General features: G+C 73.1%; 21 protein-coding genes. 8 read left to right on the top strand and 13 right to left on the bottom strand.

What is annotated here, in order from left to right; all coding sequences use genetic code 11:
* Positions 1–547: 547 nt before the first annotated feature.
* From ACQP17_RS09240 to ACQP17_RS09250, 3 genes are all read left to right on the top strand, one after another.
* Positions 548–1,432: a glycerophosphodiester phosphodiesterase gene (locus ACQP17_RS09240; protein ID WP_433855824.1), complete on the top strand. Its 885-nt coding sequence runs from the start codon at positions 548–550 to the stop codon at positions 1,430–1,432.
* A gap of 86 nt (positions 1,433–1,518) precedes the next feature.
* The gene (locus tag ACQP17_RS09245; RefSeq protein ID WP_433855825.1) at positions 1,519–2,109 is read left to right on the top strand and encodes a methylated-DNA--[protein]-cysteine S-methyltransferase; all 591 of its coding nucleotides are present in this window, start codon (positions 1,519–1,521) and stop codon (positions 2,107–2,109) included.
* Positions 2,110–2,161: 52 nt separating this feature from the next.
* The gene (locus ACQP17_RS09250) at positions 2,162–2,704 is read left to right on the top strand and encodes a DUF1697 domain-containing protein (RefSeq protein WP_433855826.1); all 543 of its coding nucleotides are present in this window, start codon (positions 2,162–2,164) and stop codon (positions 2,702–2,704) included.
* 15 nt (positions 2,705–2,719) lie between these two features.
* Here the strand turns inward: ACQP17_RS09250 and ACQP17_RS09255 are convergent, their stop codons facing one another.
* The gene (locus ACQP17_RS09255) at positions 2,720–3,181 is read right to left on the bottom strand and encodes a type II toxin-antitoxin system PemK/MazF family toxin (RefSeq protein WP_433855827.1); all 462 of its coding nucleotides are present in this window, start codon (positions 3,179–3,181) and stop codon (positions 2,720–2,722) included.
* 137 nt (positions 3,182–3,318) lie between these two features.
* Between ACQP17_RS09255 and ACQP17_RS09260 the strand changes: the two genes are divergently transcribed.
* Positions 3,319–4,749, top strand: a complete 1,431-nt coding sequence (locus ACQP17_RS09260) for a WGR domain-containing protein (protein ID WP_433855828.1) — start codon at positions 3,319–3,321, stop codon at positions 4,747–4,749.
* A 49-nt stretch (positions 4,750–4,798) separates the two neighbouring features.
* On the opposite strand, the gene ACQP17_RS09265 is transcribed toward ACQP17_RS09260, so the two are convergent.
* The 4 genes from ACQP17_RS09265 to ACQP17_RS09280 all read right to left on the bottom strand — a co-directional run bounded on the left by ACQP17_RS09265 (position 4,799) and on the right by ACQP17_RS09280 (position 8,065).
* Positions 4,799–5,437 carry a uridine kinase gene (locus ACQP17_RS09265; protein WP_433855829.1) on the bottom strand — a complete coding sequence of 213 codons (639 nt, stop codon included), beginning with the start codon at positions 5,435–5,437 and terminating at the stop codon, positions 4,799–4,801.
* 42 nt (positions 5,438–5,479) lie between these two features.
* Positions 5,480–5,929 (bottom strand): hypothetical protein, encoded by a 450-nt coding sequence (locus ACQP17_RS09270; RefSeq protein WP_433855830.1) that lies wholly within the window; start codon positions 5,927–5,929, stop codon positions 5,480–5,482.
* 99 nt (positions 5,930–6,028) lie between these two features.
* Entirely contained in the window at positions 6,029–6,967 is a 939-nt protein-coding gene (locus tag ACQP17_RS09275) for an IclR family transcriptional regulator domain-containing protein (RefSeq protein ID WP_433855831.1), read from the bottom strand.
* A gap of 153 nt (positions 6,968–7,120) precedes the next feature.
* The gene (locus ACQP17_RS09280; RefSeq protein ID WP_433855832.1) at positions 7,121–8,065 is read right to left on the bottom strand and encodes a quinone oxidoreductase family protein; all 945 of its coding nucleotides are present in this window, start codon (positions 8,063–8,065) and stop codon (positions 7,121–7,123) included.
* A gap of 723 nt (positions 8,066–8,788) precedes the next feature.
* Here ACQP17_RS09280 and ACQP17_RS09285 point away from each other — a divergent pair.
* Entirely contained in the window at positions 8,789–10,378 is a 1,590-nt protein-coding gene (locus ACQP17_RS09285; RefSeq protein WP_433855833.1) for an FAD-dependent monooxygenase, read from the top strand.
* 80 nt (positions 10,379–10,458) lie between these two features.
* Here the strand turns inward: ACQP17_RS09285 and ACQP17_RS09290 are convergent, their stop codons facing one another.
* The 3 genes from ACQP17_RS09290 to ACQP17_RS09300 are packed head-to-tail and all read right to left on the bottom strand — an operon-like array spanning position 10,459 to position 16,828.
* Positions 10,459–12,417, bottom strand: coding sequence for a helicase-associated domain-containing protein (locus tag ACQP17_RS09290; protein WP_433855834.1), 1,959 nt, complete (start codon positions 12,415–12,417; stop codon positions 10,459–10,461).
* Between the two features lie 14 nt (positions 12,418–12,431).
* Entirely contained in the window at positions 12,432–13,904 is a 1,473-nt protein-coding gene (locus tag ACQP17_RS09295) for an SWIM zinc finger family protein (RefSeq protein ID WP_433855835.1), read from the bottom strand.
* Positions 13,901–16,828 (bottom strand): DEAD/DEAH box helicase, encoded by a 2,928-nt coding sequence (locus tag ACQP17_RS09300; protein WP_433855836.1) that lies wholly within the window; start codon positions 16,826–16,828, stop codon positions 13,901–13,903. The genes ACQP17_RS09295 and ACQP17_RS09300 overlap by 4 nt, the downstream gene beginning before the upstream one ends.
* Before the next feature lie 522 nt (positions 16,829–17,350).
* Between ACQP17_RS09300 and ACQP17_RS09305 the strand changes: the two genes are divergently transcribed.
* Both ACQP17_RS09305 and ACQP17_RS09310 read left to right on the top strand, forming a co-directional pair.
* The gene (locus ACQP17_RS09305) at positions 17,351–18,910 is read left to right on the top strand and encodes a UvrD-helicase domain-containing protein (RefSeq protein WP_433855837.1); all 1,560 of its coding nucleotides are present in this window, start codon (positions 17,351–17,353) and stop codon (positions 18,908–18,910) included.
* Positions 18,911–18,952: 42 nt separating this feature from the next.
* Positions 18,953–19,267, top strand: a complete 315-nt coding sequence (locus tag ACQP17_RS09310) for a DUF6343 family protein (RefSeq protein WP_433859863.1) — start codon at positions 18,953–18,955, stop codon at positions 19,265–19,267.
* A gap of 167 nt (positions 19,268–19,434) precedes the next feature.
* Here the strand turns inward: ACQP17_RS09310 and ACQP17_RS09315 are convergent, their stop codons facing one another.
* The 5 genes from ACQP17_RS09315 to rpsA form a co-directional block, all read right to left on the bottom strand.
* Positions 19,435–19,854 (bottom strand): tetratricopeptide repeat protein, encoded by a 420-nt coding sequence (locus tag ACQP17_RS09315; protein WP_433855838.1) that lies wholly within the window; start codon positions 19,852–19,854, stop codon positions 19,435–19,437.
* Between the two features lie 440 nt (positions 19,855–20,294).
* On the bottom strand, positions 20,295–20,726 hold the full coding sequence (locus ACQP17_RS09320) for a cupin domain-containing protein (RefSeq protein WP_433855839.1): 432 nt from the start codon (positions 20,724–20,726) through the stop codon (positions 20,295–20,297).
* Positions 20,727–20,750: 24 nt separating this feature from the next.
* Entirely contained in the window at positions 20,751–21,341 is a 591-nt protein-coding gene (gene coaE, locus ACQP17_RS09325) for a dephospho-CoA kinase (RefSeq protein WP_433855840.1), read from the bottom strand.
* 181 nt (positions 21,342–21,522) lie between these two features.
* Positions 21,523–22,476, bottom strand: coding sequence for a PAC2 family protein (locus ACQP17_RS09330; protein ID WP_433855841.1), 954 nt, complete (start codon positions 22,474–22,476; stop codon positions 21,523–21,525).
* Positions 22,477–22,943: 467 nt separating this feature from the next.
* Positions 22,944–24,467, bottom strand: a complete 1,524-nt coding sequence (gene rpsA, locus ACQP17_RS09335; RefSeq protein ID WP_159480333.1) for a 30S ribosomal protein S1 — start codon at positions 24,465–24,467, stop codon at positions 22,944–22,946.
* 380 nt (positions 24,468–24,847) lie between these two features.
* On the opposite strand from rpsA, the gene ACQP17_RS09340 reads away from it, so the two are divergent.
* A complete protein-coding gene (locus tag ACQP17_RS09340; RefSeq protein WP_433855842.1) occupies positions 24,848–25,678 on the top strand; it encodes a class I SAM-dependent methyltransferase in 831 nt (276 codons plus the stop codon).
* Position 25,679: the final 1 nt, after the last annotated feature.

Raw genomic sequence — 25,679 nt, forward strand, 5'->3', positions numbered from 1 at the left:
TGACAATCGAGGCGAGTAGCGCTCTGAGCTGCATTTTTGTGGGGTGAGGCGAGCGTTTGGGGATGCCCGGCAGGGCCGGCCGGAGCGGGCGGCGGACGGTGCGGGGGTCCCCGCAGCCCTGCCGAGGAACGCCGTGGGGGCAGGGACCGCGCATCCGGCGGCCGCCCCGGCCGGGACCGGTCATACCGCGGGCCGGCCTGGTGATCGTCGGGGGCGTGTCCGCGAGCCGGCCGCGCCGGTCCGGCCTGCGGGGCGTTCGACCAAAACCGTTCAGAAGCACGACGGGTGACGCATCATCGGTCAAGATGCGCGGATGCCCTGGCTCCGGCAAGTTGGACGGCGTCGGAGCGTACCTCCGTCGCAGGTCTGATCCGGGCACCCTGCGACGGCGCGACGCTCCGGACGGGAACACCCGCCGCTTCCCGTTCAGCACCCGGCCACCGCACCACCGCCCTCCGCTCCCTCCCGGCTGCGAGCCTCTGTCCGTCCGACCCCGGTACACGTCACTTCACGTCAGTTCACGTCCATGACGTCACGAGGAGTCCGTATGCGTATCCGCCCCGTCGCCACTGTTGCCGCCGGTGCGCTCCTGGGTCTGTCCGCGCTCGCCCTCTCCCCGGCCGCCCAGGCCGCGCCGCACGGACACCCTCCGGTGACGGTCGCCCACCGCGGTGCCGCGTCGTACGCCCCCGAGAACACGCTCGCCTCGATCGACGCCGCCGCCCGGCTCGGGTTCGAGTGGGTCGAGAACGATGTCCAGCGCACCAAGGACGGCGAGCTGGTCATCCTCCACGACAGCTCGCTCGCCCGGACCACCAATGTCGAGCAGGTCTTTCCCGGCCGCTCCCCGTGGAACGTGTCGGACTTCACGCTCCGTGAGATCGAGAAGCTGGACGCGGGCAGCTGGTTCGGCGCGAAGTTCAAGGGGGAGCAGGTGCCGACCCTCGAGGACTACATGGACGAGGTCGAGCACAACGACCAAAGCCTGCTGATGGAGCTGAAGTCCCCCGAGCTCTACCCGGGCATCGAGCGGGAGACCCTGCGGGAGCTGCGCAGCGAGGGGTGGCTGAACAGCGCGCATCTCAAGGACCGGCTGGTCATCCAGAGCTTCAACGCGGACGCCATCAAGACGGTGCACACCCTCCAGCCGGAGGTCAGGACGGGCTACCTCGGCAATCCGTCCGTCGCCGACCTCCCGAAGTACGCGAAGTACTGCGACCAGATCAACCCCGTCCACACCGTGGTCACCCGGGACTACGTGGCCGCCGTCCACGGGCTGAAGGGCCCGCACCGCCGGCCGCTGGACCTGTACACCTGGACCGTCGACGACCCGGCGACCGCGGTCAAGGTCGCCGGTCTGGGCGTCGACGGCATCATCAGCAACAAGCCCGACGTGGTGCGGGCCGCCGTGGGCGGCGATGCCGACGACTGACATCCGGGAGGGCGGGAAGCGGGGCCGGCGTGCGGTGCAGGCCCGCTCCCGGCCGCGTTGTCAGTGGTGCGTCCTACCCTGAACAGGTGACGCACGAAGAGCAGGATTCCCCGCCGGCGGCCGCGCCGGACGCGGCACCGGACACGGCCCGGCGCGACTGGGCCTGGACGCGGCTGGAGACCCCCATCGGTCCGCTGCTGCTCGCCGCGACCCGCACGGGCCTGGTCCAGGTCGTCTTCCATGCCGACGCGCGCACGCGGCGCCGCGCGCTGACCCGTCTGGAGCAGCTCTTCGGCGGGCCACCGCTCACGGACATACCTCATCTGGCGACGGCCGTCTCCGAACTGTCCGCCTATTTCGACGGCCGGCTGCGGACCTTCACCGTCCCGCTGGACTGGTCGCTGTCCGCCGGGTTCTCCGCCCGCGTCCTGCGGATCCTGGCCTGCGACGTCCCCTATGGGAGCGTCGTCGGCTATCAGGATCTCGCCGACCGGGCCGGGGAGCCGGGCGCCGCCCGCGCGGTGGGCGGCGCGATGGGCTCCAACCCGCTGCCGGTGGTCGTGCCCTGCCATCGTGTCGTCGCCAGTGACGGCGGGATCGGCGGTTTCGGCGGGGGCCTGGAGACCAAACGCCTGCTGTTGGCCCTGGAAGGTGTGCTGCCCGCGCCGCTCTTCTGATTCCGTCCGTCGTCCGCCCGCACCGGGTCCGGCTCCCACGAATGGCAGTGTCATGTCCCGTCAGATCGCTCTGCTCCGCGGCATCAACGTCGGCGGACACAATTCGTTCCCCAAGGCCGGACAGCTGGAGCTGGCCGAGTCCGCGGGCCTGAAGGACGTCTCGGTCCTGCTGCAGACCGGCAATATCGTCTTCGCCGACCCCGGTACGCCGCCGGCGGAGACGGCCCGGATGCTGCACGAGCGGATCGCCGCCGACCTCGGGCTGACGGTGCCGGTCATGGTCCGGACGGCCGAGGAGCTGGCCGCCGCCGTCGCCGCGAATCCGTTCCCGCAGGCCGTGCCGGAGCCCAAGACCCTGCATGTGACGTTCCTGTCGGAGGTGCCGGCCGACACCTCGCGGCTGGACGCGCTCGACGCGGCGGCGTTCGCGCCCGATCAGTACCGGCTGATCGGGCGCGAACTGTACCTGTGGTGCCCCGGTGGCATCGGGCGTTCCAAGCTCGCCGAGACCGTGCACCGCGCCCGCCTCGGGGTGACGGCCACCGCGCGTAACTGGAACACCGTCAGCAAGCTTCTGGCCCTGGCGGAGGCCTGATCCCGGGCGCGGGCGTCAGCGCCAGCCGTAGCGCTCGCGCAGCCGGTTGACGACGAGGTCGAAGCGGCCGCGGTCCAGTGCGCAGGCCTCGCGCCGCATCCCGGCCGGATGCACCCGCAGTACCCGGTCCACGGCCACCCAGGAGTCGCGCCCCGCACGGTCCCACGGGCCGGTGCCCAGGGGCACCCACTCCCGGTCGTTCTGGTGCCGCTTGCTGGACAGCTGCACGGCCAGCAGCGTGCCGCCCGTCTCACGGGCGACGACCAGCACCGGACGGTCCTTGCCGCGGCCGTCGTTCTCCTCGTAGGGCACCCAGGTCCACACGATCTCCCCGGGGTCCGGATCGCCGTCGGGGTCGGGCGCATACGTCATGGTCACGGTGCCGACGGAGCGCGGCCGCGCCTCGACGGTCGCGGCCGCCCCCCGGCTGCCGGGCAGCGCGTCGGATTCGTCGGGTGCGTTGAATGAAGTCGTCACCCGCTCACGCTAACCGCCGTCGTGAACGCGCTGTTCAGCGGCCCGCGATCGCGGTTTCATGATCCGTTGTCAGTGGTCGCCCGTACGGTTTTTCTCAACGGGGGACGGCCGTGGGGCCGCCCGGGGAGGGGAGCACCATGTCCGAGGGCACGACGTATCTGGAACTGTCGCAAGAGGGCGGCGGCGCCCACAAGTTCTACGAGGTGGCGGTGCACGGCACGGTCGTCTCGGTGCGCTACGGACGGATCGGCGCCGACGGCCAGCAGCAGACCTCGACGTTCCCGACGGGCGAGAAGGCGCGGGCCGCGGCCGCCCGGAAGATCGGCGAGAAGGTCCGCAAGGGCTACGCACCGGCGGTCCAGGGACAGCGCGCCGCCCGCCCGGTGACGCGACGTCAGGTCACTTCCGCGCCCTCGACGGCCCGCGCGGTCGCACCGGTGCTGTGGCGCTTTCGCACCGGAGCGTCGGCGTTCGGCATCCATGTCGCGGAGGACCGCTGCTGGGTCGGCAACCAGCACGGCGACGTCTACACCCTCGGCCACGACGGCGAGGTGCTGGCGCACTACCAGCTGCCCGACGGCGTCAAGTGCCTGGTCGCGGACGACTTCTGGATCTACGCCGGCTGTGACGACGGCACGGTCTACGACCTCTCGTCGAAGATCCCGTTCGCCGCCTATGACATCGCCCCCGATGTCGACATCTTCTGGCTGGACATCCGCGAGGGCGTCCTCCATGTCGCCGACCGCGCCGGCGGGCTGACGGTCATCGACCACGAGGACGAGTTCCAGTGGTCACGGCGCAGCGCGGGGGCACAGGCCTGGATGGTGCGGCGTGACGCACACGCCGTCTACCACGGCCACCACCGCGGGGTGACGGCCTACAGCGCCGACGGCAGCCGCGAGGTGTGGCACACGCCGACCGACGGTGCGGTGCTGTTCGGCTGGCAGGAGGACCACGCGGTGTACGCCGGCACCGACCGGCGCGTGGTCCAGCGGCTGGCGAAGGACGACGGCGCGCTGGAAGCCACCTACCGGTGCGACACGGTGGTCTACTCCTGCGCCACGGCGCCCGGTGGCCGCTACGTCTTCGCGGGGGACTCGGCCTCGTCGGTGTACTGCTTCGCCGCCGACGGCACCCGCCTGTGGAAGCTGGGCACCGGCGGCGGCTCGGCGCTGTCGATGCAGTATCGGGACGAGAAGCTGTACCTGGTCACCACCGATGGGTCCCTGGTGTGCGTGGACGCGAGCGACGCCGCGATCACCGCCGCCCGGTCGGGCAGCGTGCCCCTCGCCCGGGACGTGAAGTCGGCCGCCGCGCTGCCCACGTACACCCCGTCGACCTCGGTGCGCACGGTACCCGCGGCCGACGCCTCGGGAATCGTGGTGCAGTGCGTGCAGGAGGGCGGCCGGCTGCGGGTCCATGTCGTGTCCGGCGGCTATGACCCCGCCTGGAACGTGCAGTTCCCGCGCCACATCCGACGGGCCGGGGCGCGGTATGCAGTCGACGATCTGGCGGCGTCCTCGGGCGGCTTCTACCGCGTCCGCGGCGAGATACGCCGGCTGGTCTGAGTACGGGCGGCCGCGCAGTGCGAGCGCCCCCGGCCGCCGAGCCAGGCGCTCAGAGGGTCCCGTTCCAGGCCGGGCGGCGGGGGTCGTCGGCCCGTACGACGATGTCCGCCACCTCCTCGGGCTGGGTCTCGGCCTCGTAGCGCGCGAACGCGGGCAGCGTCCAGCGCTCACCGTCCGGGGTACGGCGGGCGAGCGCGGCGGGTGACAGCTTCAGATGCACCGAGAGATCGAAGGGGAACCAGTGACCGAGCAGCAGCGGGCCGTGCAGCAACAGGATGCCGCCGTGCGGAAGTTCGACGTATCCGCTGCGGGTCGCCCGGTCCGCGACCGGATCCCACAGATCGGGCAGCACCCGCCCGGTGCCGCCCGGATCCAGCGGCTGGAACACCTCGCGCCACAGTGCCTGCCGGTCGAACCACTCGTCGTGGAAGGCGTCGGGGTCCTCGCGGCCGTATTCCAGGCGCAGCGAGGCCGGGCGCAGAAAGCCGAAGGTGCCGGCCTCGTGCACCGCCCGCCCCCGCACCCGCAGCGCCTCGGCGAGCCGGCCGGCCAGGTCCCCCGGCGAGGCCGCGGGCGCCCCGTCGAGGGCCACCCGCAGCCAGGGGCTCCCGTCCTTCGCCGGCATCGCCACGAGGCGCTCGGCGAGCGCGTCGGTGAGCCGTTCCCAGGTGATCGCTTCGAGCCGCACCCCGCCATTCTGCCCGCACCCGCGGCGCGGGGCCGCCCGGTGTCAGCCGGGCAACGGCGGGTTCGGCCCGGTGGTGAAGTCGAGGCGGGAGATCACGCCGGCCTGGATCACCGGACCGTGCTGCACCCCGCCGCTGACGGTGTTGTGCACCTCCCCCACGGTCGCGCGCTCCCGCTCGGGAGCCACCTCGTCGAGCAGCGCGCGCAGTTCGGCGGCCGCGGCCGGATCCTCGCTCAGCAGCCTGCGCAGCCGCAGCCGCCAGGCCGCGGCGACCCCGTCCGCCCCGCTCTCGTCGCCCTCCTCCCGGGCCGCCACCAGATCGGCGCGCGAGGCCTCCAGCTCGCCGGCCAGGGCCTCCTCGTCGTTCGTGCCGCGGTGCCGGGCGAGGAAGGCGGCCATGCTGCGGCGGGCCGCCGCCCAGCCGTCCGTCGCCATCTGCTGCACCAGCGCGGTCGCCCCCGCCGTGGCGAGCGCCGCCAACTCCGGTTCCATCACGTCTCCCTGGGTGCCGTCGGTCCGTCCTCGGGCGGCGGCTGCCGCGTGGTCGAGGCGAACGGTTTCACGGGCGGGCCGGCGGCCCGGCCCCATGGTTCAGGCCTGGTCCGCGGACGGCCGGGCGGCTCCGTAGCGGCTGAGGACGGCCGCCGCCTCCTTCGTCGCCTCGATGACACCGTCGGGGGCCACCGGCATGACGGACTTGAGCTTGAGGAGCAGCACCGCTCCCATGATGGAGCCGTCCCACATGATCGGCGCCGCGCAGGAGTTCCATCCGGCCATGCACTCCTCGTACCCCAGGGCGTGGCCGAGGTCGCGGACCTCCGCGAGCGACGCGAGAAGCGCGTCGTTGTCCCGGTAGACGCCCGGTCCCGCTTGGTCGGGCACGGGCTCGGCCAGCACCCGCTGCTGGAGCACCTCCGGAAGGTAGGCGAGGATCGTCCGCCCGGAGGCCCCGGTGCGCAGGGAACGCGTCACGGACAGCACATCGCGCGGCGTCATTCCCAGCTCCGCGAGATCGGAGTCGCCGACGGCCATGTCGACGCACTGACGCTGCGCGCCGGAGAAGGGCGCCACCATGTAGAGGAACACCAGCCCCCCGTCGGTGGCCTCGCGCAGGTCGCGCAGCACGGTCTGGGCACCGTCGAGCCGGTGATCGAGCGCGGTGAAGGCGAGCTGGGCGGCCGAGGTCCGCAGCCGGTAGAGGCCGCGCTCCACCCGCTCGAAGATCCGCTGGTAGATGCCGGACTGCAGGATGCGGTAGACGACGGAGTCGTCCAGGCCGGTGAACTCGGCAATCTCACCGGGCCCGTGTGCGGAGCCGCCGAGTGCGGCGAACGCCGTCTGCACGAGGAAGACCCGCTCGGCATGGCCGGATCCCGACGTCCGGGAGCCCGTGGACGACGCGCTCTTGGCTGCCTGGCGCGGCTTCTTGGCGTGGTCCGCGGTCCCCGGCGCCCGCGCGGTGACGTCCGAAGCGAGGTCGGGTGCGGTGGCCGAGGCCGACGGTCCCGAGGTGGTGGTGCGTTGGCCCATGGTGTGCTCTCTCCCCTGGCAATGGTCCGCGCCCGAAGGCGCACGGCGTGTGCAGCGCGAGCCGGTCCCCCCGTCGCCGGTGGTTGCCGAGCGCCGGCCCCGGCGTCGGCTCCCGCAGCCGTTCTGCCCGTCGGGCGGCGCGGGGTACCGGAATTATCGGGCGACCTCGAGCGCCAGCTTCCCGGTCGGGGTGCGGGCGGCCAGCGCGTGGTGCGCCCGCGCCGCCTCACCCAGCCCGTAGACGGCGCCGGTGAGCGGCGTGAGGCTGCCGTCGGCGACCGCGTCGAACAGGGCTTGCATGGAGGTCTGCAGCGCCGTGCGGTCCGCGTAGAGCTGCGGCAGCCAGAAGCCCGAGACGGTGATGCTCCGCTCCATCAGCTCCCGGGTCGGCACGCTCGCCAGCTCGCCGCCGGCGAACCCGTACACGGCCAGCCGGCCGCGCGGCGCGACGGCGGCGAGGGTCCGCGCGAAGGTGACGCCGCCGGTCATCTCCAGGGCTGCCGCGACGGGGCCGCCGGCCGCGTCCAGGATGCGTGCGGTCAGGTCCTCGGCGTTCGAGTCGACCACCGCGTGGGCGCCCAACTCCGCGGCCAGCTCGCGTTTTTCCGGGGAGCCCGCGAGCCCGATGACCCTGGCCCCGGCGTGCGCGGCGAGCTGGACGGCCAGCGACCCGACCCCGCCCGCCGCGGCCGGCACGACGACGGTCTCGCCCCGGGTCAGGCGCAGCGAGGTGAAGAGCAGATGCCAGGCGCTGTTGCCCTGCAGCGCCAGGGCGACGGCCTGTGCGTCGCTGATGGCGTCGGGCACGTCCCAGGTGACCCGGCGGTGCAGCAGGGCCTGCTCCGCGTAGCCCCCGCCGCGGCACAGCCCGACGACGCGCCGGGTGCCGTCCACCGTCCCCACGACCTCGTTGCCGGGAATGTACGGCAGCTCGACGGGCGCGAGGTAGGAGTCCTCCCGTACGTGCACATCCGCGTAGTTGACGCCGGCCAGGGCGACCTCGACCAGCGAGTGGCCGCCGCGGGGCGCGGGTTCGGGCACGTCCTCGAGCCGCAGCACGTCCGGGCCGCCGAACTCCCGCATCACTATCGCGCGCACGACTCTCCCTCGGGTTCTCCACTGCGGTGCCCGCACAGGGTAGGCAGGCCGGTCGGATACCCGCGTTCATCCGATCATTTCGCGCCAACCATGAGAGGCTCCGGGCACCTTCACTCTTCTCCTGGTGAAATTTTTCGCCCTGCTTTCTCACGACGCGAGAAAGCACCGCAGCATTTTCCGCCCATTGCGCCGGTTTGCATCGGGTCTACCCCTCGGTACTCCCCGGGTGGCTGCCACGCGCCTCTCGTTCACACCCGGCTGTCGGATGTGATCGCCGCAGCCTACGATCCGGAAGAGTGTCCGCCGTTGACCAGATGTGACGGCTGCGTCCCCCGGGGCCGAGCGCGTTTTACGAGGCAGTTGTGTTCGGCCGCCCCACCCGGTGACACGGGCAGGTGGTGGAGGGGGTGGCCGTGCGCGGGGCGAGGCTGGCACGGCCTGAGGGGGAATCATGATGGGGAAATCGGGGGGCGGCAGGCCGGCGTTCGCGTCGGCCTGCCGGGACCCACAACGTGCACTGCCACTTCTGCCGGCGCCTCTGCGCCTCCTGCGGACCGCGTCCGCGTCCCTGCCGTTCTCGCTGTCGGCTTCTTTCACGGCCGCCACCGACGCCGTTGTCGCCGCCGCCCGCCGGCGTTCCCGTCCGTATGCGGCACCGCCGTTCCTGGAGGTGTCGCGCGCCGGCCGGGGAACCGTGCTCCGCCGCCGAGAAAGGGACTGCCCATGAACGCGTCGAGCTCTGTCGGCAGCAGCGGACTCCAGTTCACCCACCCCTACCTCGCCGTGGTGCTCGGCGGCGGCTTCACGGGCATGCTCGCCGCCGCCGCCCTGTCCCGTCACGCCGATGTCATCGTCGTCGAGCGAGAGCAGCTGCCGCGCACCCCCGCCCTGCCCACGGACCTGCCGCGGGCCCGGCATGCGCAGCTGCTGACGGGGGACGGCGCCAGGCTGGTCGAAACGGTGCTGCCCGGCAGCATCGATCACTGGCTGGCCGAGGGGGCCCGCCGGATGCCGGTGCCGGCCGGAATCGCCGGCCGTACCCCGGTGAGCCGGTTAGGTCGGCGGCCGCACGCGCAGTACCTGCTCGCCTGCTCGCGTGATCTGCTGGACCGGGCCGTCCGCCGTCAGGTGCCCGACCTGCCCGGTGTGAGTGTCCTGGACGGCACCGAGGCGGCGGAACTGACCGGCACCGCGGAACACGTCACCGGGGTACGGGTCCGGGACACCACCGGTGGCGAAACGTACCGCCTCGATGCCGACCTGGTCATCGACGCCACGGGCCGTCATTCCGGCACCCCGTCCCGGCTGGCCACGCTGGGCCTGCCCACCGTCCACGAGGACGTCTCGGACGCCGGCATCGTCTCGGCGACCCGGATCTTCCGCGCCCCACAGGGCACGGAGAACTGCCCGGTGCTCACCGTCCGTTCCCCGCTCGTCCAGCCGGTTCCCGGCCCGTTCGCCCCGCAGCGCGCGCTGCCCGGGAGGACGGCGACGCTGGTCCCGGTCGAGGGCGGCCGCTGGCTGGTGACGCTCACGGGGACCGGCGACGACCGGCCGTCCGAACACGCGGGTCGTTTCGTGCCGTTCGCCCGCCGCTGCGGCTCCCTCGTCGGCGACCTCATCGCGGACGCCGAGCCGCTGAGCGAGGTGCGGCTGACCCGCGACACGGCCGACCGCCGGCGGCGCTACGAGCAACTGGCGTCGTGGCCCACGGGCTTCGTCGCCCTCGGGGGCGCCGTGGTCTCGCTCGCCGCCGACTGCGGTCAGGGCTTGTCGCTGGCCGCCCACGGTGCCGTCGCGCTGGGCCGGGCGCTGCGCCGCCACGGGATGGACGATCCGGCGCTCGCCGTCCGGACACAGCGGGCCGTCGGGCGACTCGTCCAGGAGCCGTGGGCCCTGGCCACCGGCGAGGCGCTCCCGTTCCCCGCCCCGGGCCGGATCGCCGTCCGCCGTACGTACGTCGACGTCGTCGCGCCCACCGCTCCCGCCGCCCCGTTCCTGCGCCCCTCCGCGGCGCTCGACCTGCTCCGCGACACGGCACGGCGCCGTCCGTCGGCCGGCGCTTCCCCGGCCCGGCCATCGGCACCGGGTGCGGCCACGGGCCCCCTGGCGGCGACGCCGGCCCCCTCGCCCGCCGCCGGCTCCCGGTCCCCGGCGTCCGGCGCCACCTCCCCGCTCCCGGCCTTCTCGGCGGCGCCCCGCCCCTCCGGCGCCGGGCCCGAGGCCGGGCGCCTCCCGCGCCGGCTCGGCTTCACACCGACGGCGCTGCGGCGCATCGGCGGGGCGAACAAACGGAAGCCGGCCGACGACTGAGGCCGGAACGGGCTGAGTGGGGGACGGCCCAGCCCCGGGGCGGTTGAGCCCGGGGCCGCGGGGTCACTTGTCGCCGGGCGTTACGGACCGCAGGCTTCCGGCTCCCGGTCCCCCGGATCCCGGGGGACCGTCGCCCTCGGTTCCTTGGGAAGTCCCAGGAGGCGGCGGGCGAGGGTGAGCGGGGCGTGGGGATCGCGGACGGGGGCGGGGGCCGCGGCGCGGTGTGCGGGGAGGCGTTCGACGGTGGTGGCGCCGGTGTCGGATTCCAGGGCGGGTGCGTAGCCCGCGGCGCGCAGCGCGTCCAGGGTGACGGCCGGCGGCCGGGCGCTGACCAGGACGGTCGGGGCGATCTCGCGCAGGCCGAGGGGGCGCAGCGCGCGGTGCGCGGCGAGTTCCTTGAGGAGGGCTTCGTCGTCGGAGCGGATGCAGCAGGCGGCGGGCAGCACCCGCATCCGGCCGTGGGCGCGCGCGGTGTCCCGGACGAGGTACGCGAGCGGCTGCGGCAGGGTGCCGGTGGCCGAGGCGCGGGTGAGGTCTTCGAGGAGCGAGGCGGCGGTGTGGCCGGAGTCCAGCGCGCGGCGTACGGAGTGCGGGGTGAAGCGCCAGGTCACGGCGTGGCCTTCGGATTCACGGTCGGCCGCGGAGGCGAGCAGTCCGGTGAGCGTGGTGGAAGGGCGGCCGGGTACGACGGCGGTCAGATCGGCCTGGAAATGGGCCTGTTCGAGGAGCTGGGGCAGCAGTGCGGCGAGTGCTTCGTCGAGGGACTGCGGGTCGGTGAGCAGCGCCCGGCCGAGGGGGGTGAGGGTGCCGTGGGCGGCCAGCCCCAGGTGGACGGCCTCATGGAGGGTGTGAGCGGCGCGTTCCTCGGCCATCGGCCGGCGGGTGACGGCGAGGGGGCGGTGCCAGTCGGCCGCCCGGAGGAGGTCCGTGAACGGGGTGGGGCGGTCCGGCTCGTGCTGCGGGGGTCCGGTGAACGGCAGCGCGGGGAGGGGGACTCCGGCGCCGAGGGGGACGCCGGCCAATGCGGCGAGGAGGGCGTGCCGGAAGGCGGGTGCGTGCCGGTCGTGGCCGCGGATGAGTGCGGTGGGGGTCTCGCCGAACGGGGTGTGGGTGGGGATGTCCCACAGGTCGGACCAGGCGGCCAGTACGGGGGCGAGGCGGGCTCCGGGCGGGCGGGTGAGCCAGTCGTCGTAGGCGCCGGTGGGCAGGGCGGTGATGCCGGACGGGGTGCGGGTGAGGGCGATGAGGCCGGCGGCGAGGGTGAGGTCGAGGAGGAGGCGGGTGTGCGGTTCGCCGGCGCCCGCCGCCTTGGCCAGTCGTTTGATCTCCCGCACGGTCAGCCCGCCCGACTTGCGCAGGGCGGCGGGCTGCGTCGCCAGAGAGGCCAGCAGGCGCTCCACCGTGGTGTCGAGGGCCGCCACGGCGGTCCGGGATTCGTCGTGCGGCGAAGTCGGCGGAACGGTGGCGGTGGGCCCTTCCGGGGTGGCGATGGTGTCGGGGACGGGCCGTGGGGCGTCCCCGAGGAACGGGCCGAGGTCGTGGGCGGCGAGGAGTTGGGGGGCGCGCGGCGGGACGACGATCGTGCCGTCCTCGGCCGGTGCGGCGAGGCCGTCGTCGTAGAGAGCGTGCAGGGCGTTCTCGGCGGCGGTGCGGGCGGGTCCGGGTGAGGGGACGCCGAGGGCGGCGAACACGTCCTGGGCCGGGACGGGTTCGCCGGCCAGGTGCGCGAAGGACAGCCGATGTGCCATCAAGGACTGGTAGTCGGCGCCCGGCGCGGGGACGGCGGGCCCGGGGGCGCCCTGCGCGGTGCGCTCCTGGCTGAGGCGGGCGGCGGTGGCGAGCACCGTCAGCCGGGGGTGGTCGAGGTGCACCACCAGTTGGTGGAGGGTTTCGTACGACCACAGGGTGCTTGCCAGGCCGCGGAGTTCGGTGGGGGCGGGGCGGCGGGCCAGCGGCTCGGCGTGGCGGGTGAGGAGCGCGGCGAGCTGCTCGGGGGTGCGCCGGGCGAGGGATCGGGTGAGTGCGTCGAGACCTTCCACGCCGTTGAGGTTAGTCATCGCGCGACCAGGGTGGTGAGGGCGCCCACGGGGTCGGGGTCCGCGGGGCCGGCGGGCCACCAGTCCTCGCTGCCGGGTTCGGATTCGTAGGGGTACCAGCGGTGGTCGTGGCCGAAGCGGAGCTGGATGCCGCGGTCCGGGTCGGTGAGGTGGTTGTGGCGCGGGCGCAGGGACGGGAGGTCCGCGGCGAGGAGGGCGCTGCGGGCCCGGTCGAAATCGCCGGCCGGGGGATTCCAGGGGGTGTCGAGGAGGCTGAGGCCTTCGGGGCCGCCCTGGCGCCAGGCGGCGACGGCGCGGGCCACGTCCGTGGGCGTCCGGCCGGTCGCCGCGGCGAGGTCTCGGTAGAGGGCCCGGGTGGTGGCGGTCAGTCCGGCGGTGGGGTGGGCGGTGGCGGTGAGGCGGATGGCGTCCTCCCAGGCGGGCAGGTCCGGGAACGGACTGTGGAGGGCCGTTCGCCCCGCGCCGGGGCCCGGTGTGGTTGCGGCGGTGACGCAGGCGTGGGCGCGGGCGGCGGCGTCGGCGGCCAGGAATTCGAGGGTGGCAGGGTCGAAGGGGAGGCCGTCGCCGTCCGGAAGGGCCGGCGGGCGGCCGGGCTGCGGGGGCACCGGCAGCGGAGGGGGAAGCGACGGCCGGGGGCGGTCGGCGAGGGCGGCCCGGGCGGGAATGCCGCGCGACGAGGCCTCGGCCGACGCCGGCCGCTCTCCCGGGGCGTCACCGGTGGCCGTCGGGGAGCCCTTCTCGGTACGGGCGCCGGGCGGCTCTCCCCCGGGGCCGGGCCCGGGACCGCGGTGGTGCGGGGCCGTCCGGCCGTCGGCGGGGGCGTGGTGCCGGGCCTCTCGGGTCTCCCTGGCGGTGAGGGTGGTGTTGCGGAGGGAGAGGGCGTCGAGGAGTTCGCGCTCGCCGCGGCCGCGCATCAGCAGCAGCACGAACGGGTCGGTGTCCAGGAGCCGGGCCACCTGGAAGCAGAGCGCGGCGGCGTGCTTACAGGGGCGGCCGTGGTCGGGGCACGAGCACCTGGGGACGAGGTCGCCCGGCCCCGGAAGGAGGCGTACCTCGCCGTCGGCCAGTGCGGGCGGCAGCGCTTTGGCCAGCAGGGCGGCGAGCCGGCCGGGGGCCGCGGCGATGGCGTCCAGGAGGCGGTCCCAGTCCTGGTCGGTGAGGGTCCGGAGGCGGATTTCGGCGCTGTAGGGGCGGGGCCGGCTGCCGCGGACGGTGGCCACGATCCGGCCGGGGGTGACGTTGATGGTGTCGACATGGCCGTCGCGGGCGTAGGTCCGACCGCGGGCGAGCCGGGCGCTGTCGAGGGCGGTGGTCTCCAGTGCGTCCAGCCAGGCGCTGCCCCACCAGGAATCGGCGAACAGCCCCCGGGCGCCGGTGCGGGCCGGCAGGGGCGGGAAGGTGCGGGAGCGGTCCGCGCGGGCCAGCCGGTCGGCTGCGGCGGCGCGCCCGGAAACGGGGCGTGGGGTCATCCGGGCCTCCGGAGGGAGACGAGATCGGCGAGGTCGGCGTCGGACAGTTCGGTCAGCGCGGTCTCGCCGCCGGTCAGTACCGCGTCGGCGAGCGCCCTCTTGGCGCTGAGGAGTTGCGCGATGTTGTCCTCGACGGTGCCTTCGGCGATCAGCCGGTGGACCTGTACGGGGTGGGTCTGGCCGATACGGTAGGCGCGGTCGGTGGCCTGCTCCTCCACGGCGGGGTTCCACCAGCGGTCGTAGTGGATGACGTGGCCGGCGCGGGTCAGGTTCAGGCCGGTGCCGGCCGCCTTCAGCGACAGCAGGAACACGGGGGCATGGCCCGACTGGAAGCGGTCGACCATCTTCTCCCGTTCGGCGACCGGGGTGCCGCCGTGCAGCAGTTGTACCGGGATGCCGCGCCGGGTCAGATGCGCCTCCAGCAGGCGGGCCATGCCCACGTACTGGGTGAAGATCAGGGTGGCACCGCCCTCGGCGAGGATGGTGTCGAGGAGTTCGTCGAGGAGTTCGAGCTTCCCGGAGCGGGCGACGACGCCGGGGGCGGTCTCCTTCAGGTACTGCGCGGGGTGGTTGCAGATCTGCTTGAGGGCGGTGAGCAGCTTCATGACCAGGCCGCGGCGGGCGATGCCCTCGGCGGCCTCGATGTGGGCGAGGGTCTCTCGGACGACGGCCTGGTAGAGGGCGGCCTGTTCGCGCCCGAGAGCCACCGGGTGGTCCGTCTCCGTCTTGGGCGGGAGTTCGGGGGCGATCCCGGGGTCGGACTTCTTGCGGCGCAGGATGAACGGGCGCACCAGGCGGGCCAGCCGCTCCGCCGCCGCCGGGTCCTCGCCGCCCTCCACCTCACGGGCGTGCAGCGCACGGAAGGTCTTGAGGGACCCGAGGAGCCCGGGGGTGGTCCAGTCGAGGAGCGCCCACAACTCCGAGAGGTTGTTCTCCACGGGCGTGCCGGTGAGGGCGATCCGGGCGGGTGCCTTGATGCTGCGCAGCGCCTTGGCGGTCGAGGAGCGCGGGTTCTTCACGTGCTGGGCCTCGTCGGCGACGACCCACGCCCAGGGCCGGTCGGCCAGTTGGGGTGCGCTGCTGCGCATCGTCCCGTAGGTCGTCAGCACGAAGCCGCCGTCCAGGCCGTCAAGGCTGCGGCCGGGTCCGTGGAAGCGGCGTACGGCGGTGCCGGGGGCGAAACGCTCGATCTCGCGCTGCCAGTTGCCGAGGAGGGAGGCCGGGCAGACGACGAGGACCGGTGCGGCGGGCCGGCGGTGCAGATGGAGCGCGATGACGGTGATGGTCTTGCCCAGGCCCATGTCGTCGGCGAGGCATCCGCCCAGGCCCAGGGACGTCATGGTGTCGAGCCAGGCCATGCCCCGTAGTTGGTAGTCGCGCAGGGTGGCGCGCAGCCCGGGCGGCTGGGGCAGGGGGCGCGCTTCGGTGGTGAGGCGGCCGCGCAGCGCGGCGAGTGCGCCCTGTGGCACGACCTCCACCTCCTCGCCGTCGACCTCCGTGGTGCCGTGGAGCGTCGCGGCGAGGGCGTCGGCCGGCTCCAGATAGCCCAGTTCACGCTTGCGGGCCTTGCGGACGTGTCCGGGGTCGACCAGGACCCACCGGTCGCGCAGCCGGACGACGGGGCGGTGCGCCTCGGCGAGGGCGTCCATTTCCGCCTCGGTCAGCGGCACCCCGTCCATCGCCACCTGCCAGCGGAACTCCAGCAGTTCGCGGGTGTCGAAGAAGCCGAAACCGTCTGCGGCCGAGCCGGGCGCCGGGCGGAGCACCGCCGCCGCGGTCAGTCCGCGAACCATCTCCCTGGGCCAGTGGACGGCCACCCCGGCGGCGGCCAGGCGCGGCGCGGCCGGGCCCAGCAGCTCGTACAACTCGTCCTCGCCGAGCGGCAGCACATCGGGCACCGGACGGTCCAGGAGGCGGCCGAGCGGGGCCCAGACCCGGGTGGCGCGGCGCAGCGCGAGGAGGGTGTCGACGCGGGAGCGCGCCCCGAAGTGCTCGGGCCCCTCGCCCTCCCACAGGTCCCGGGCGTCGGCGACCAGGGTGGGGTCGGTCAGGCTGTGCACCTGCAGGACGGCGGCGGCCGCACTGCGCGCTTCGGCATCGCCCGTCCCGCTCTCCTCCTCGCGGTCGAAGAGCCCGCGTGGGGAGAGGTCGAGGCGCAGCGAGAGCCGCACCCCCGCGTCGATGCCCGCCGCGGCCTCGGCGGCCCAGTCCCGCGCGCCGGGCAGGTGTTGGGGCGCCGTCGCGGCGTACGGGGCACCGGCCACCAGTGCGGCGGCGGGGGTGCGCGGCAGGGTGTCGACGACCGCGTCCACGTAGCGCCGCACCAGGTCCGCGGGATCGTGCAGCTGTAGTGGGCGGCTGCCGGGGAGGGGCACGGGACAGGCCTCGGCGGGCATGGCGGCGGCGATGGCTCGCAGCTGCGCGATGTCGTCGGGGTCGAGCGGGCCGGCGCGCCAGGCGTCGGTGTCGTCGGCGGTCAGTCCGGGGAGGAGCCTGCCCCGGGCGGCGAGATGCAGCGCGTGCAGGGTAGCCGCTCCCCAGCAGGCGGCGGCCGGATGGGCGTCCGGATCGTGCCGGGCGCGGATCAGCAGCGGAACGGCCTGGGCCAGCGGGAGCAGCACGGCGGGGACGGTGCGGCTGCGGGCGCCGTTTCCGTGACGGCGGGCCACGGTCAGCTGCCCCGGCTCGGCGGCCGCGTCCCGCTCCGGCCCCGACGCAGCGATTCCTGCCGTGAGGTCGTCCGGGAGCGGACCGCCGTCCGGCCGCCAGAGCGCGATCTTCCCGGCGCGCGGCGGCTGGGCGGGCAGGAAGGCCACGGCGCAGCGGACCTCGTCGGCACCGGTTCCGCCGGCCTCCCCCGCGCCCCCGGACGAGCCGTCCGACGGCCGGGACTCCCCTGCCGCCGCCTGCCGCCGCCTCGTCATGCCATCCCTCACCGCTCGGCCGTTCCGTTCCGGCCGCGGCGCTCCCCGAGCCTGCCGCGCCCGCCCTGCTGCTGTGTCCCCGACCTGCGAGTCTACGGTCGTCCACACGGTGCTTTCCGTCCCTCCCCAGCGCCCTCGCCCGCCCTCGCGCGCCTCACGATGGAGCGCCGTACGCACACGAAGCCAAGCCGGCCTTCGGCCACGGCACCTCCTCACCGACCGTGCGGGAGAAGGCGAACTCCTCGCCCGGCTCCCGCCACAGTCCGGCGTGGGTCGTGCCGTGATGACGAGGTAAGCAGATGCCACTGACAACGCGGCTCGACGGCGGGTGCGCGGTACGTCGTCCGCCTACGCACCGCCCACCCCGCGCGGGCCCGTCGCGCACCGGCAAGGGCTTATCCACAGGCCGCAAGATCCCTCTTGCCCTCCGCCGCAAATCCGCTACGGTGAGTGACATCATCACTCTCGGTGATCAACCACTCTCGATGTCACCGCCCATGCCCACGCCGGTGAGGAGCCGCCATGAACACCCCTACGCCCGAGCAAGCCGCCGCGACAGAAGCCTTCTCGACCGGTGCGCATCTGGTGATCCAGGCCGGCGCCGGGACAGGAAAGACCACCACGCTCGCCATGCTCGCCCGCACCGCGCGGCGGCAGTGCCGGCCGGGTCGCTACATCGCCTTCAACAGAGCGGTCGCGCGGCATGCCGCCCGCTCCTTCCCCGGCAAGGTGCCCTGCGGGACCGCCCACGCCCTCGCCTACTCCGCCGTGGGCAGAAGGTTCCAGCCGCGCATGAACTCCCCTCGGCAAGCGGGCTGGCGCACAGGAGCCGCTCTGGGCATCGACGACGGCATGAGAGTGCGCCTCGGGGAACGCACCCTCACGCACAAGGCCCTCTCGCACACGGTGCTGCGCACCGTCACCCGCTTCTGCCAGTCGGCCGACCCGGAGGTGGCGTCACACCATGTCCCACCCCTGCGCGGAGCCGAAGCGGCCCCACTGCACGCATTCCTCGCCGAACTCGTCCTCCCCTACGCACGCGAGGCCTGGGCCGACCTTCAGCAACCGGACCACGGCGTCGTCCGCTTCGAGCACGACCACTACCTCAAGATGTGGGCGCTGAGCGAGCCCGTCATCCCCGCGGACTTCCTGCTCCTGGACGAGGCGCAGGACACCAACCCGGTGGTGGAGCAGGTCTTCACGGCCCAGCGCGACCACGCGCAGCTGGTGATGGTCGGTGACTCCGCCCAAGCCATCTACGGCTGGCGCGGCGCACGCGACGTCATGACGGGATTCGACGGGCGACAGCTCAGCCTCTCCCGCTCGTTCCGCTTCGGACCGGAGCTCGCGGTGGAAGCCAACCGCTGGCTCACGATCGTCGGCGCGCCGCTCCGGCTCACCGGGACCCCCGACCTGAAGACATACGTGCGTCGGGTCCGTGCGCCGGAGGCAATTCTGTGCCGGACGAACGCGGGGGCGATGGTGGAGGTGATACGACAGCTGGCAGCAGGCCACCGGGTCGCACTGGCGGGCGGCGGCGAGGCACTCGGCACTCTTGCCCGTGCCGCACACGACCTCGAGGCCGGCCGCCGCACCGCACACCCCGAGCTGATGCTCTTCGAGAGCTGGGGCGAGCTACGCGAGTACACGGAGTTCGACCCCGCCGGACGGGATCTGCTGCCACTGGCGGAGTTGGTCGACGAGCACGGCACACCGGCTCTGCTGCGCGCCCTCCAACAGCTCTCCCCCGAGGAGTCCGCCGAGGTCACCGTTTCGACGGCCCACCGGGCCAAGGGACGGGAGTGGGCGAGCGTGCGCATCGCGGACGACTTCACGGGCCCCGATGATCTCGATGAGCTCGGGGAGGGCGGCGCCCCACTCCCGGGGCCGATCGACCTCGACGAGGCCCGTCTGGCGTATGTCGCGGTAACCCGCGCCCGCTCGCTGCTGGACATCGGCGGATTGTCCTGGATCAACGGCCACCCCGCCGGCGACCCCGCCCCGGCGACGGGGGCCCCGCGGAGCGGGCTTCGGACGGCAGAGAGCAACCGACGAAATGAGGCTCCGGAAAGTGGTGACTGACCGGTCGATCGGGAGGATCCTGGAGAAGGGAGATGGGTGCTGATGCGTACGGGAAATGAGCCCCTACAGGCACGCAGCCCACTGAAAATACGCTGTGGGCTGGCGCTGTGGGGATTGCTGTGGGCGATCGCCGGAGCCGTGGCCTTCATCGATGTCGGGCGGCCGGAATGGGCGGCAGCATGTGCGGCACTGGCCGTGGTGGCAGCCGCCGACCTGGTCATGGTGATACGCCACATCCGCCAGGGACCGCACTACCAACCGGGCAAGGACATACCGCCCTACGCACCCGACCGGGGCCGCAACGACGCGTTCGGCATACGGAACGCCGCGGGTCGTCGACGGAACAGCGGGCGGTAAGGGGACATCGGGCGGTAGGAGCCCGCGGGGCCGCAGCGGCGGCCCCCAGGAACAGGGAGCACCGGAACGCCGACATCAGTCGCGTGCTGCCACTGGCCTGTGCTGCCACTGGACCGGCACCACCTCCGGTGGGGGCGGTGCGTTCGCCCCCGACCGGCTCGGTGCGGCTACTCCGGATCGCGGTCCTGGTCGCCGTGGTCATGGGCGGGTGCGCTGTTACCCGTTTCGGGTGCGAAACGGGCCGCCTCGATGAACTCCGGGCGCGGCTCCAAGGCGGCCGCCAGCCGGAAGTGGCGCAGCGCCTCCTTGGAACGGCCGGCGCGCTCCAATGTGCGGCCGAGCGCGAAGTGCGCGAAGGCATTGTCGGGTTCGCGTTCCAGCACGATCTGGAACTCGAGTTCCGCGGGCCGCAATTGGGCGGCTAGAAAGAAGGCACGGGCGCGCAACAGCCGGGCCGCGGTGTTCTCGGGGTGCGCGGTGATGACCGAGTCCAGCAGCTGGATCGCGCCCCGCGGGTCACGGGCCGCCAACAGCTGCTCCGCAGCGCGGAAGTCGATCACATGCGTCTCAGGGCTGCTCTCGGGCACGGCCCGCTCCTCTCCGTCGCCGTCGGGACGCGCGTCAGCTCGGACCGTACGGCGCTACCTCGGGCACAACAATCCCCCCGGCCGCGGCATTCCCCGGCCGGCCCAGCCTCAACCGGACCGCCGGCGGGGCCTGAAGCCGTCGCTATCCGGATGGAGAGGCCAGCTGAGGAGGGAGGAGGCACGGCACAGACCCGAGAGAGGAGGAGGTCGGGCGGTTGGGGAGGGAGGGGTGGGGGGGCCGGGGGGGGGGAGGGGGAGCCCCCCCGAGGCGGAAGCACCAGAGCAACCCAAGCCCACTCCGACCAGCACGCCAGCCCTAGACACCCAGCACCCCGGCACCCGGGCACCCCGGGGCACCCCGGCACCCGACCCACCACAGACCACGAACCCCCGCCACACCCGCCTCACGCCCGCCCCCAGCCACCGCCTGCAGATACCGCCTACAAGCTGATGTGGTACGCCTTGCGCAGCGTTTCGTGCACGGTCCACTGCGTGCGGTCGCCCTCGCGCAGGACGCAGGCGTCGCCTGGTCCCACCTCGAGCACCGGGCCGCCCTCGACCGCGATGGTGGCGCGGCCGCTGACGACCACGAACAGTTCGTTGGCCTCGGTGTCGGTGACCACACCCGGCGTGATCTGCCAGATGCCCCGGATCTGCCGTCCGTCAGGCGACTCCCACAGCACCTTGCCCGTCACCACGGGCTCGCCGGAGACGATCTGGGCGGGGTCCAGCGGTTCCACTTCGAGTTCGTCATCGGCGAGAGCGGGCACGTTGACCACGAACGAGGCGGGGGCGGAGCCGGCAGCTGACAGGGGCGCGGAGGCGGTCGCGGGGCCGGGCGTCTGGGCGTCGAGATCGGAAGGAGCAGTCATGGCGGCGAGGGTACCGTCCCGCCCTCAGGCGCTCCCCAGCCGCTCCCACACGGCACGGACCTGCGGTTCCAGCGCGTCCAGCGGTCCGTCGTTGTCGATCACGAGGTCGGCGACCGCCAGCCGTTGTTCGCGGGTCGCCTGGGCCTCCATCCGGGACCTGGCCTCGTCCTCCGCCATTCCCCGCAGCCGCACCAATCGGTCCAGCTGGGTCTGTGGTGCGGCGTCGACCACGATCACCAGGTCGTACAGCGGCGCCAGGTCGTTCTCCGTCAGCAGCGGGACGTCGTGCACGACCACCGCGTCCGGGCCCGCCGCTGCTTCGAGTTCGGCCGATCGTGCCCCCACCAGCGGGTGCACGATCGCATTCAACGCCTGCAGCTTCTGCGGGTCGGCGAAGACGATCCCGCCCAGCTTCGGCCGGTCGAGCGTGCCGTCCGGGGTGAGGACGCCGTCCCCGAACTCCGCGACCACCGCCGCCAGTCCGGGCGTACCCGGCTCGACGACCTCGCGTGCGATCTTGTCCGCGTCGACGATCACCGCGCCGTATGACGCCAGCAGTCGCGAGACCTCACTTTTGCCGGCGCCGATTCCGCCGGTCAGCCCCACCTTCACCATGGGCTCACGCTATACGGTGCGCCCGGCGGGCAGTAGCGCAGGAGCCGCCGGCCGGACTCAGGCACGGGGCCGGGCAGGCGTCGACCGGGCTCAGGCCTGACGCCGCCCCACGCCTCGGCCGGCTCACGCACCAACAGCCCCAGCCATGCCCCGTTTCAGACACCCCGTCCACGCGCCCCGATCACGCCCCCGCCGCTCCGCCCTCGCCCTCCCGCTCCGCCAGGAAGCGTTCGAAGTCCCTGCCGATCTCGTCGGCCGAGGGGAGTTCCGCCGGCTCGGCCACCAGGCTGCCCCGGCTCTCCGCGCCGGCCACCGCGTCGTACTGATGCTCCAGCCCGCTGACCAGGGCCACCAGTTCCTCGTCGCCCTCCGAGATCTGCCGCTCGATCTCCTCCTGCGTGCGCAGGGCTTCCGTACGGAGGGAGTGGGCGGCGCCGGGCAGGACCAGTCCCGTCGCGGCGGTCACGGCCTCCAGTGCGGTCAGCGCTGCGTCCGGGTAGGCGGACCGGGCGATGTAGTGCGGTACGTGGGCCGCCACGCCCAGCACATCGTGGCCGGCTTCGGCGAGCCGGAATTCGATCAGGGCCTCGGCGCTGCCGGGGACCTGTGCCTCGTCGAAGAAGGCGCTGTGTCCGGGCATCAGGTCGGTGCGGTTGCCGTGCGGGGTGATGCCCACGGGGCGGGTGTGCGGGACGCCCATGGGGATGCCGTGGAAGTTGACCGAGAGGCGTACGCCCAGGCGATCCACGATGTCCTTCACCGCGCCCGCGAAGCGCTCCCACTCCACGTCCGGTTCGGGGCCGGACAGCAGGAGGAAGGGGGCGTCGGTGGTGTCCCGTACGAGCCGCAGTTCGATGCGCGGGGTCTCGTAGGCGGTCCAGCGGTTGCGCTCGAAGGTGAGCAGCGGGCGGCGGGCCCGGTAGTCGACGAGGCGGTCGTGGTCGAAACGGGCGACGACCTGTTGCGGCAGGCCGTCCAGCAGCCGTTCGACGATCTGGTCGCCGGTCTCGCCGGCGTCGATGTACCCGTCGAAGTGGTACAGCAGCACCAGTCCGGCGGAGTCCCTGGAGGCGATGGCCTCCACCTCCGCGAGCCCGCTCGGCTCCCATTCGTACAAACCCTGGGGATCCAACACAGTGACCGCTCCTCCTCGTTCTCATGGGCGGCAACGCATGATCAGGCAAAAGCATTCCCGGCGCCCCGTGGCGAGGTCGTGCCCTCTCACGGACGGCCGGGCTCCCGTACCCGCCCCGGCCCGCTCACACCTCGGCCACCGGGCCCGGACCCCGCGCCCCGGCCCTCCACCGTCCGCGCCGGGCTCCCCCCACCCGACCGGCCTCACGCACCGGCCCCCGCCTCTCACGCCTACCCCGTCCCCCTCATCTCACCTTTCCGCACTCCGCATTTCGGCCGCCGAACTCCCCGCCGCAAGGGCCGAGTTCACCCGCCACTCCCCTGCGTTCCACCCCTCACAGCACAACAGCCCCTCCTGCACCTCCGCCACCCCAACGAAGCCTTGCCCCACCCACAGGCACGACGAAGGCCCGTTCCCCCGAGGGGGAACGGGCCTTCGCCTATCGGCTAGTGCCTATCGGCAAGAGCTCAGCTCTGGCCGCCGGCCAGCTTCTCGCGGAGCGCGGCGAGGGCCTCGTCCGACGCCAGGGCGCCGGAGTTGTCCGCCGACTCCGAGGAGTAGGAGCCGCCGCCGCCACCGGCGTTGCCGCCGCCGGCCTGGCCGCCACCCTGCGCCGCCGGCGCCGCAGCACCCTCGGCCGCAGCCTGCTCGTCGGCCTCGCGGGACTTGATGACCTGAGCCTGGTGCTGCTCGAAGCGCTGCTGCGCCTCGGCGTACTGGTTCTCCCAGGCCTCGCGCTGGGTCTCGTAGCCCTCGAGCCAGTCGTTGGTCTCGGGGTCGAAGCCCTCGGGGTAGATGTAGTTGCCCTGGTCGTCGTAGGACGCGGCCATGCCGTACAGGGTCGGGTCGAACTCGACCGCCGACGGGTCGGCACCGAAGGACTCGTTGGCCTGCTTCAGCGAGAGGCTGATGCGGCGGCGCTCGAGGTCGATGTCGATGACCTTGACGAAGATCTCGTCGTTGACCTGGACGACCTGCTCCGGGATCTCGACGTGGCGCTCGGCCAGCTCGGAGATGTGGACCAGGCCCTCGATGCCCTCGTCGACGCGCACGAACGCACCGAAGGGAACGAGCTTGGTGACCTTACCCGGGACGACCTGACCGATCTGGTGGGTCCGGGCGAACTGCTGCCACGGGTCTTCCTGCGTCGCCTTGAGCGACAGGGACACGCGCTCGCGGTCCATGTCGACGTCCAGGACCTCGACCGTGACCTCCTGGCCGACCTCGACGACCTCGGAGGGGTGGTCGATGTGCTTCCAGGACAGCTCGGAGACGTGGACGAGACCGTCGACGCCGCCCAGGTCCACGAAGGCACCGAAGTTGACGATCGAGGAGACGACGCCGGAGCGCACCTGACCCTTCTGGAGGGTGGTGAGGAAGGTCTGGCGGACCTCGCTCTGGGTCTGCTCCAGCCAGGCACGGCGGGACAGGACCACGTTGTTGCGGTTCTTGTCCAGCTCGATGATCTTGGCCTCGAGCTCCTTGCCCACGTAGGGCTGGAGGTCGCGGACGCGGCGCATCTCGACCAGGGAGGCCGGGAGGAAGCCACGGAGGCCGATGTCGAGGATGAGACCACCCTTGACGACCTCGATGACGGTACCGGTGACGATCCCGTCCTCTTCCTTGATCTTCTCGATGGTGCCCCAGGCGCGCTCGTACTGGGCGCGCTTCTTCGAGAGGATCAGGCGGCCTTCCTTGTCCTCCTTCTGGAGGACGAGGGCCTCGATCTCGTCACCGACGGCGACGACCTCGTTGGGGTCGACGTCGTGCTTGATCGAGAGCTCGCGGCTCGGGATCACACCTTCGGTCTTGTAACCGATGTCGAGCAGGACCTCGTCCCGGTCGACCTTCACGATGACGCCGTCGACGATGTCGCCGTCGTTGAAGTACTTGATCGTCTCGTCGATCGCGGCGAGGAAGGCTTCCTCGTTACCGATGTCGTTGACCGCAACCTGCGGGGTGGTGGCGGTGGTCTCGGTGCTGCTCGTCATGTGGGTAAAGGCTCCGGTGCGGACATTGAAGTCGTAGGTACTGCTACGCCGAGAGCCTCTATCGCCTCTGCATAAGACCGGACAGTGTCAAAGCCGTATTCGCCGGACACCCGCAGATGCCGGAGCATCCGGAAGCGACCCGAAACGCCTCAAAACCGAGGGGACATACATACAGATGCGAGCGCGGCCTGCTCCGTCTGAGGCGCGCAAGCCCGCAGCGCAACTTGTAGCATACGGGGGCAGCCGGACCCGGTCAATGCGCGAACGCGCACACCCGGGGCAGAACGCCCCATAACCGGCACACGCGATGTTCCGCGAGGTCGAACGGCCTCACAGTCCCTGCAGCGACAAGCAGAGCGAACACTACGACGACGGGCGCCATGAACCAAGAGCACGAGCCGGAGGCGACCCGCCGTGACGCCTCGGACACCGAGAGCAGCCGGGCCAGCCGTGGCTGGTGGGACAGCAACGCCGACGAGTACCAGAGCGAGCACGGGGCGTTCCTGGGGGACGACCGGTTCGTCTGGGGCCCCGAGGGGCTGGACGAGGCGGAGGCCGCGCTGCTCGGGCCGGCCGCCGAGCTGAAGGGGCGGCGGGTCCTGGAGATCGGGGCCGGCGCGGCGCAGTGCTCCCGCTGGCTGGCGGCGCAGGGCGCGCTGCCCGTGGCGCTGGACCTCTCCCACCGGCAGTTGCAGCACGCGCTGCGGATCGCCGGCGGGGTGGCGGAGGATCCGACCGCGCTGGTGGAGGCGGACGCCGGGGCGCTGCCGTTTCGCGACGGGAGTTTCGATCTCGCGTGTTCCGCCTACGGGGCGCTGCCGTTCGTGGCGGATCCGGTGCGGGTGCTGCGTGAGGTGCGGCGGGTGCTGCGGCCGGGCGGCCGGTTCGTCTTCTCCGTCTCGCACCCCATCCGCTGGGCCTTCCCGGACGAGCCGGGGCCCGAGGGGCTCTCGGTGGGGGCGTCGTACTTCGACCGCACGCCGTACGTGGAGCAGGACGAGGGCGGTCGGGCGGTGTATGTGGAGCATCACCGGACGCTGGGCGACCGGGTGCGGGACGTGGTGGCTGCGGGGTTCCGGCTGGAGGATCTCGTCGAACCGGAATGGCCGGGGTGGAACACCCAGGAGTGGGGTGGCTGGTCCCCGCTGCGGGGGCATCTGATCCCGGGGACGGCGATCTTCGTGTGCACGGCGGAGGCCGGGGGCCGGTAGG

It is taken from the genome of Streptomyces kronopolitis (genome assembly GCF_050953795.1).
Taxonomy (GTDB): domain Bacteria; phylum Actinomycetota; class Actinomycetes; order Streptomycetales; family Streptomycetaceae; genus Streptomyces; species Streptomyces kronopolitis_A.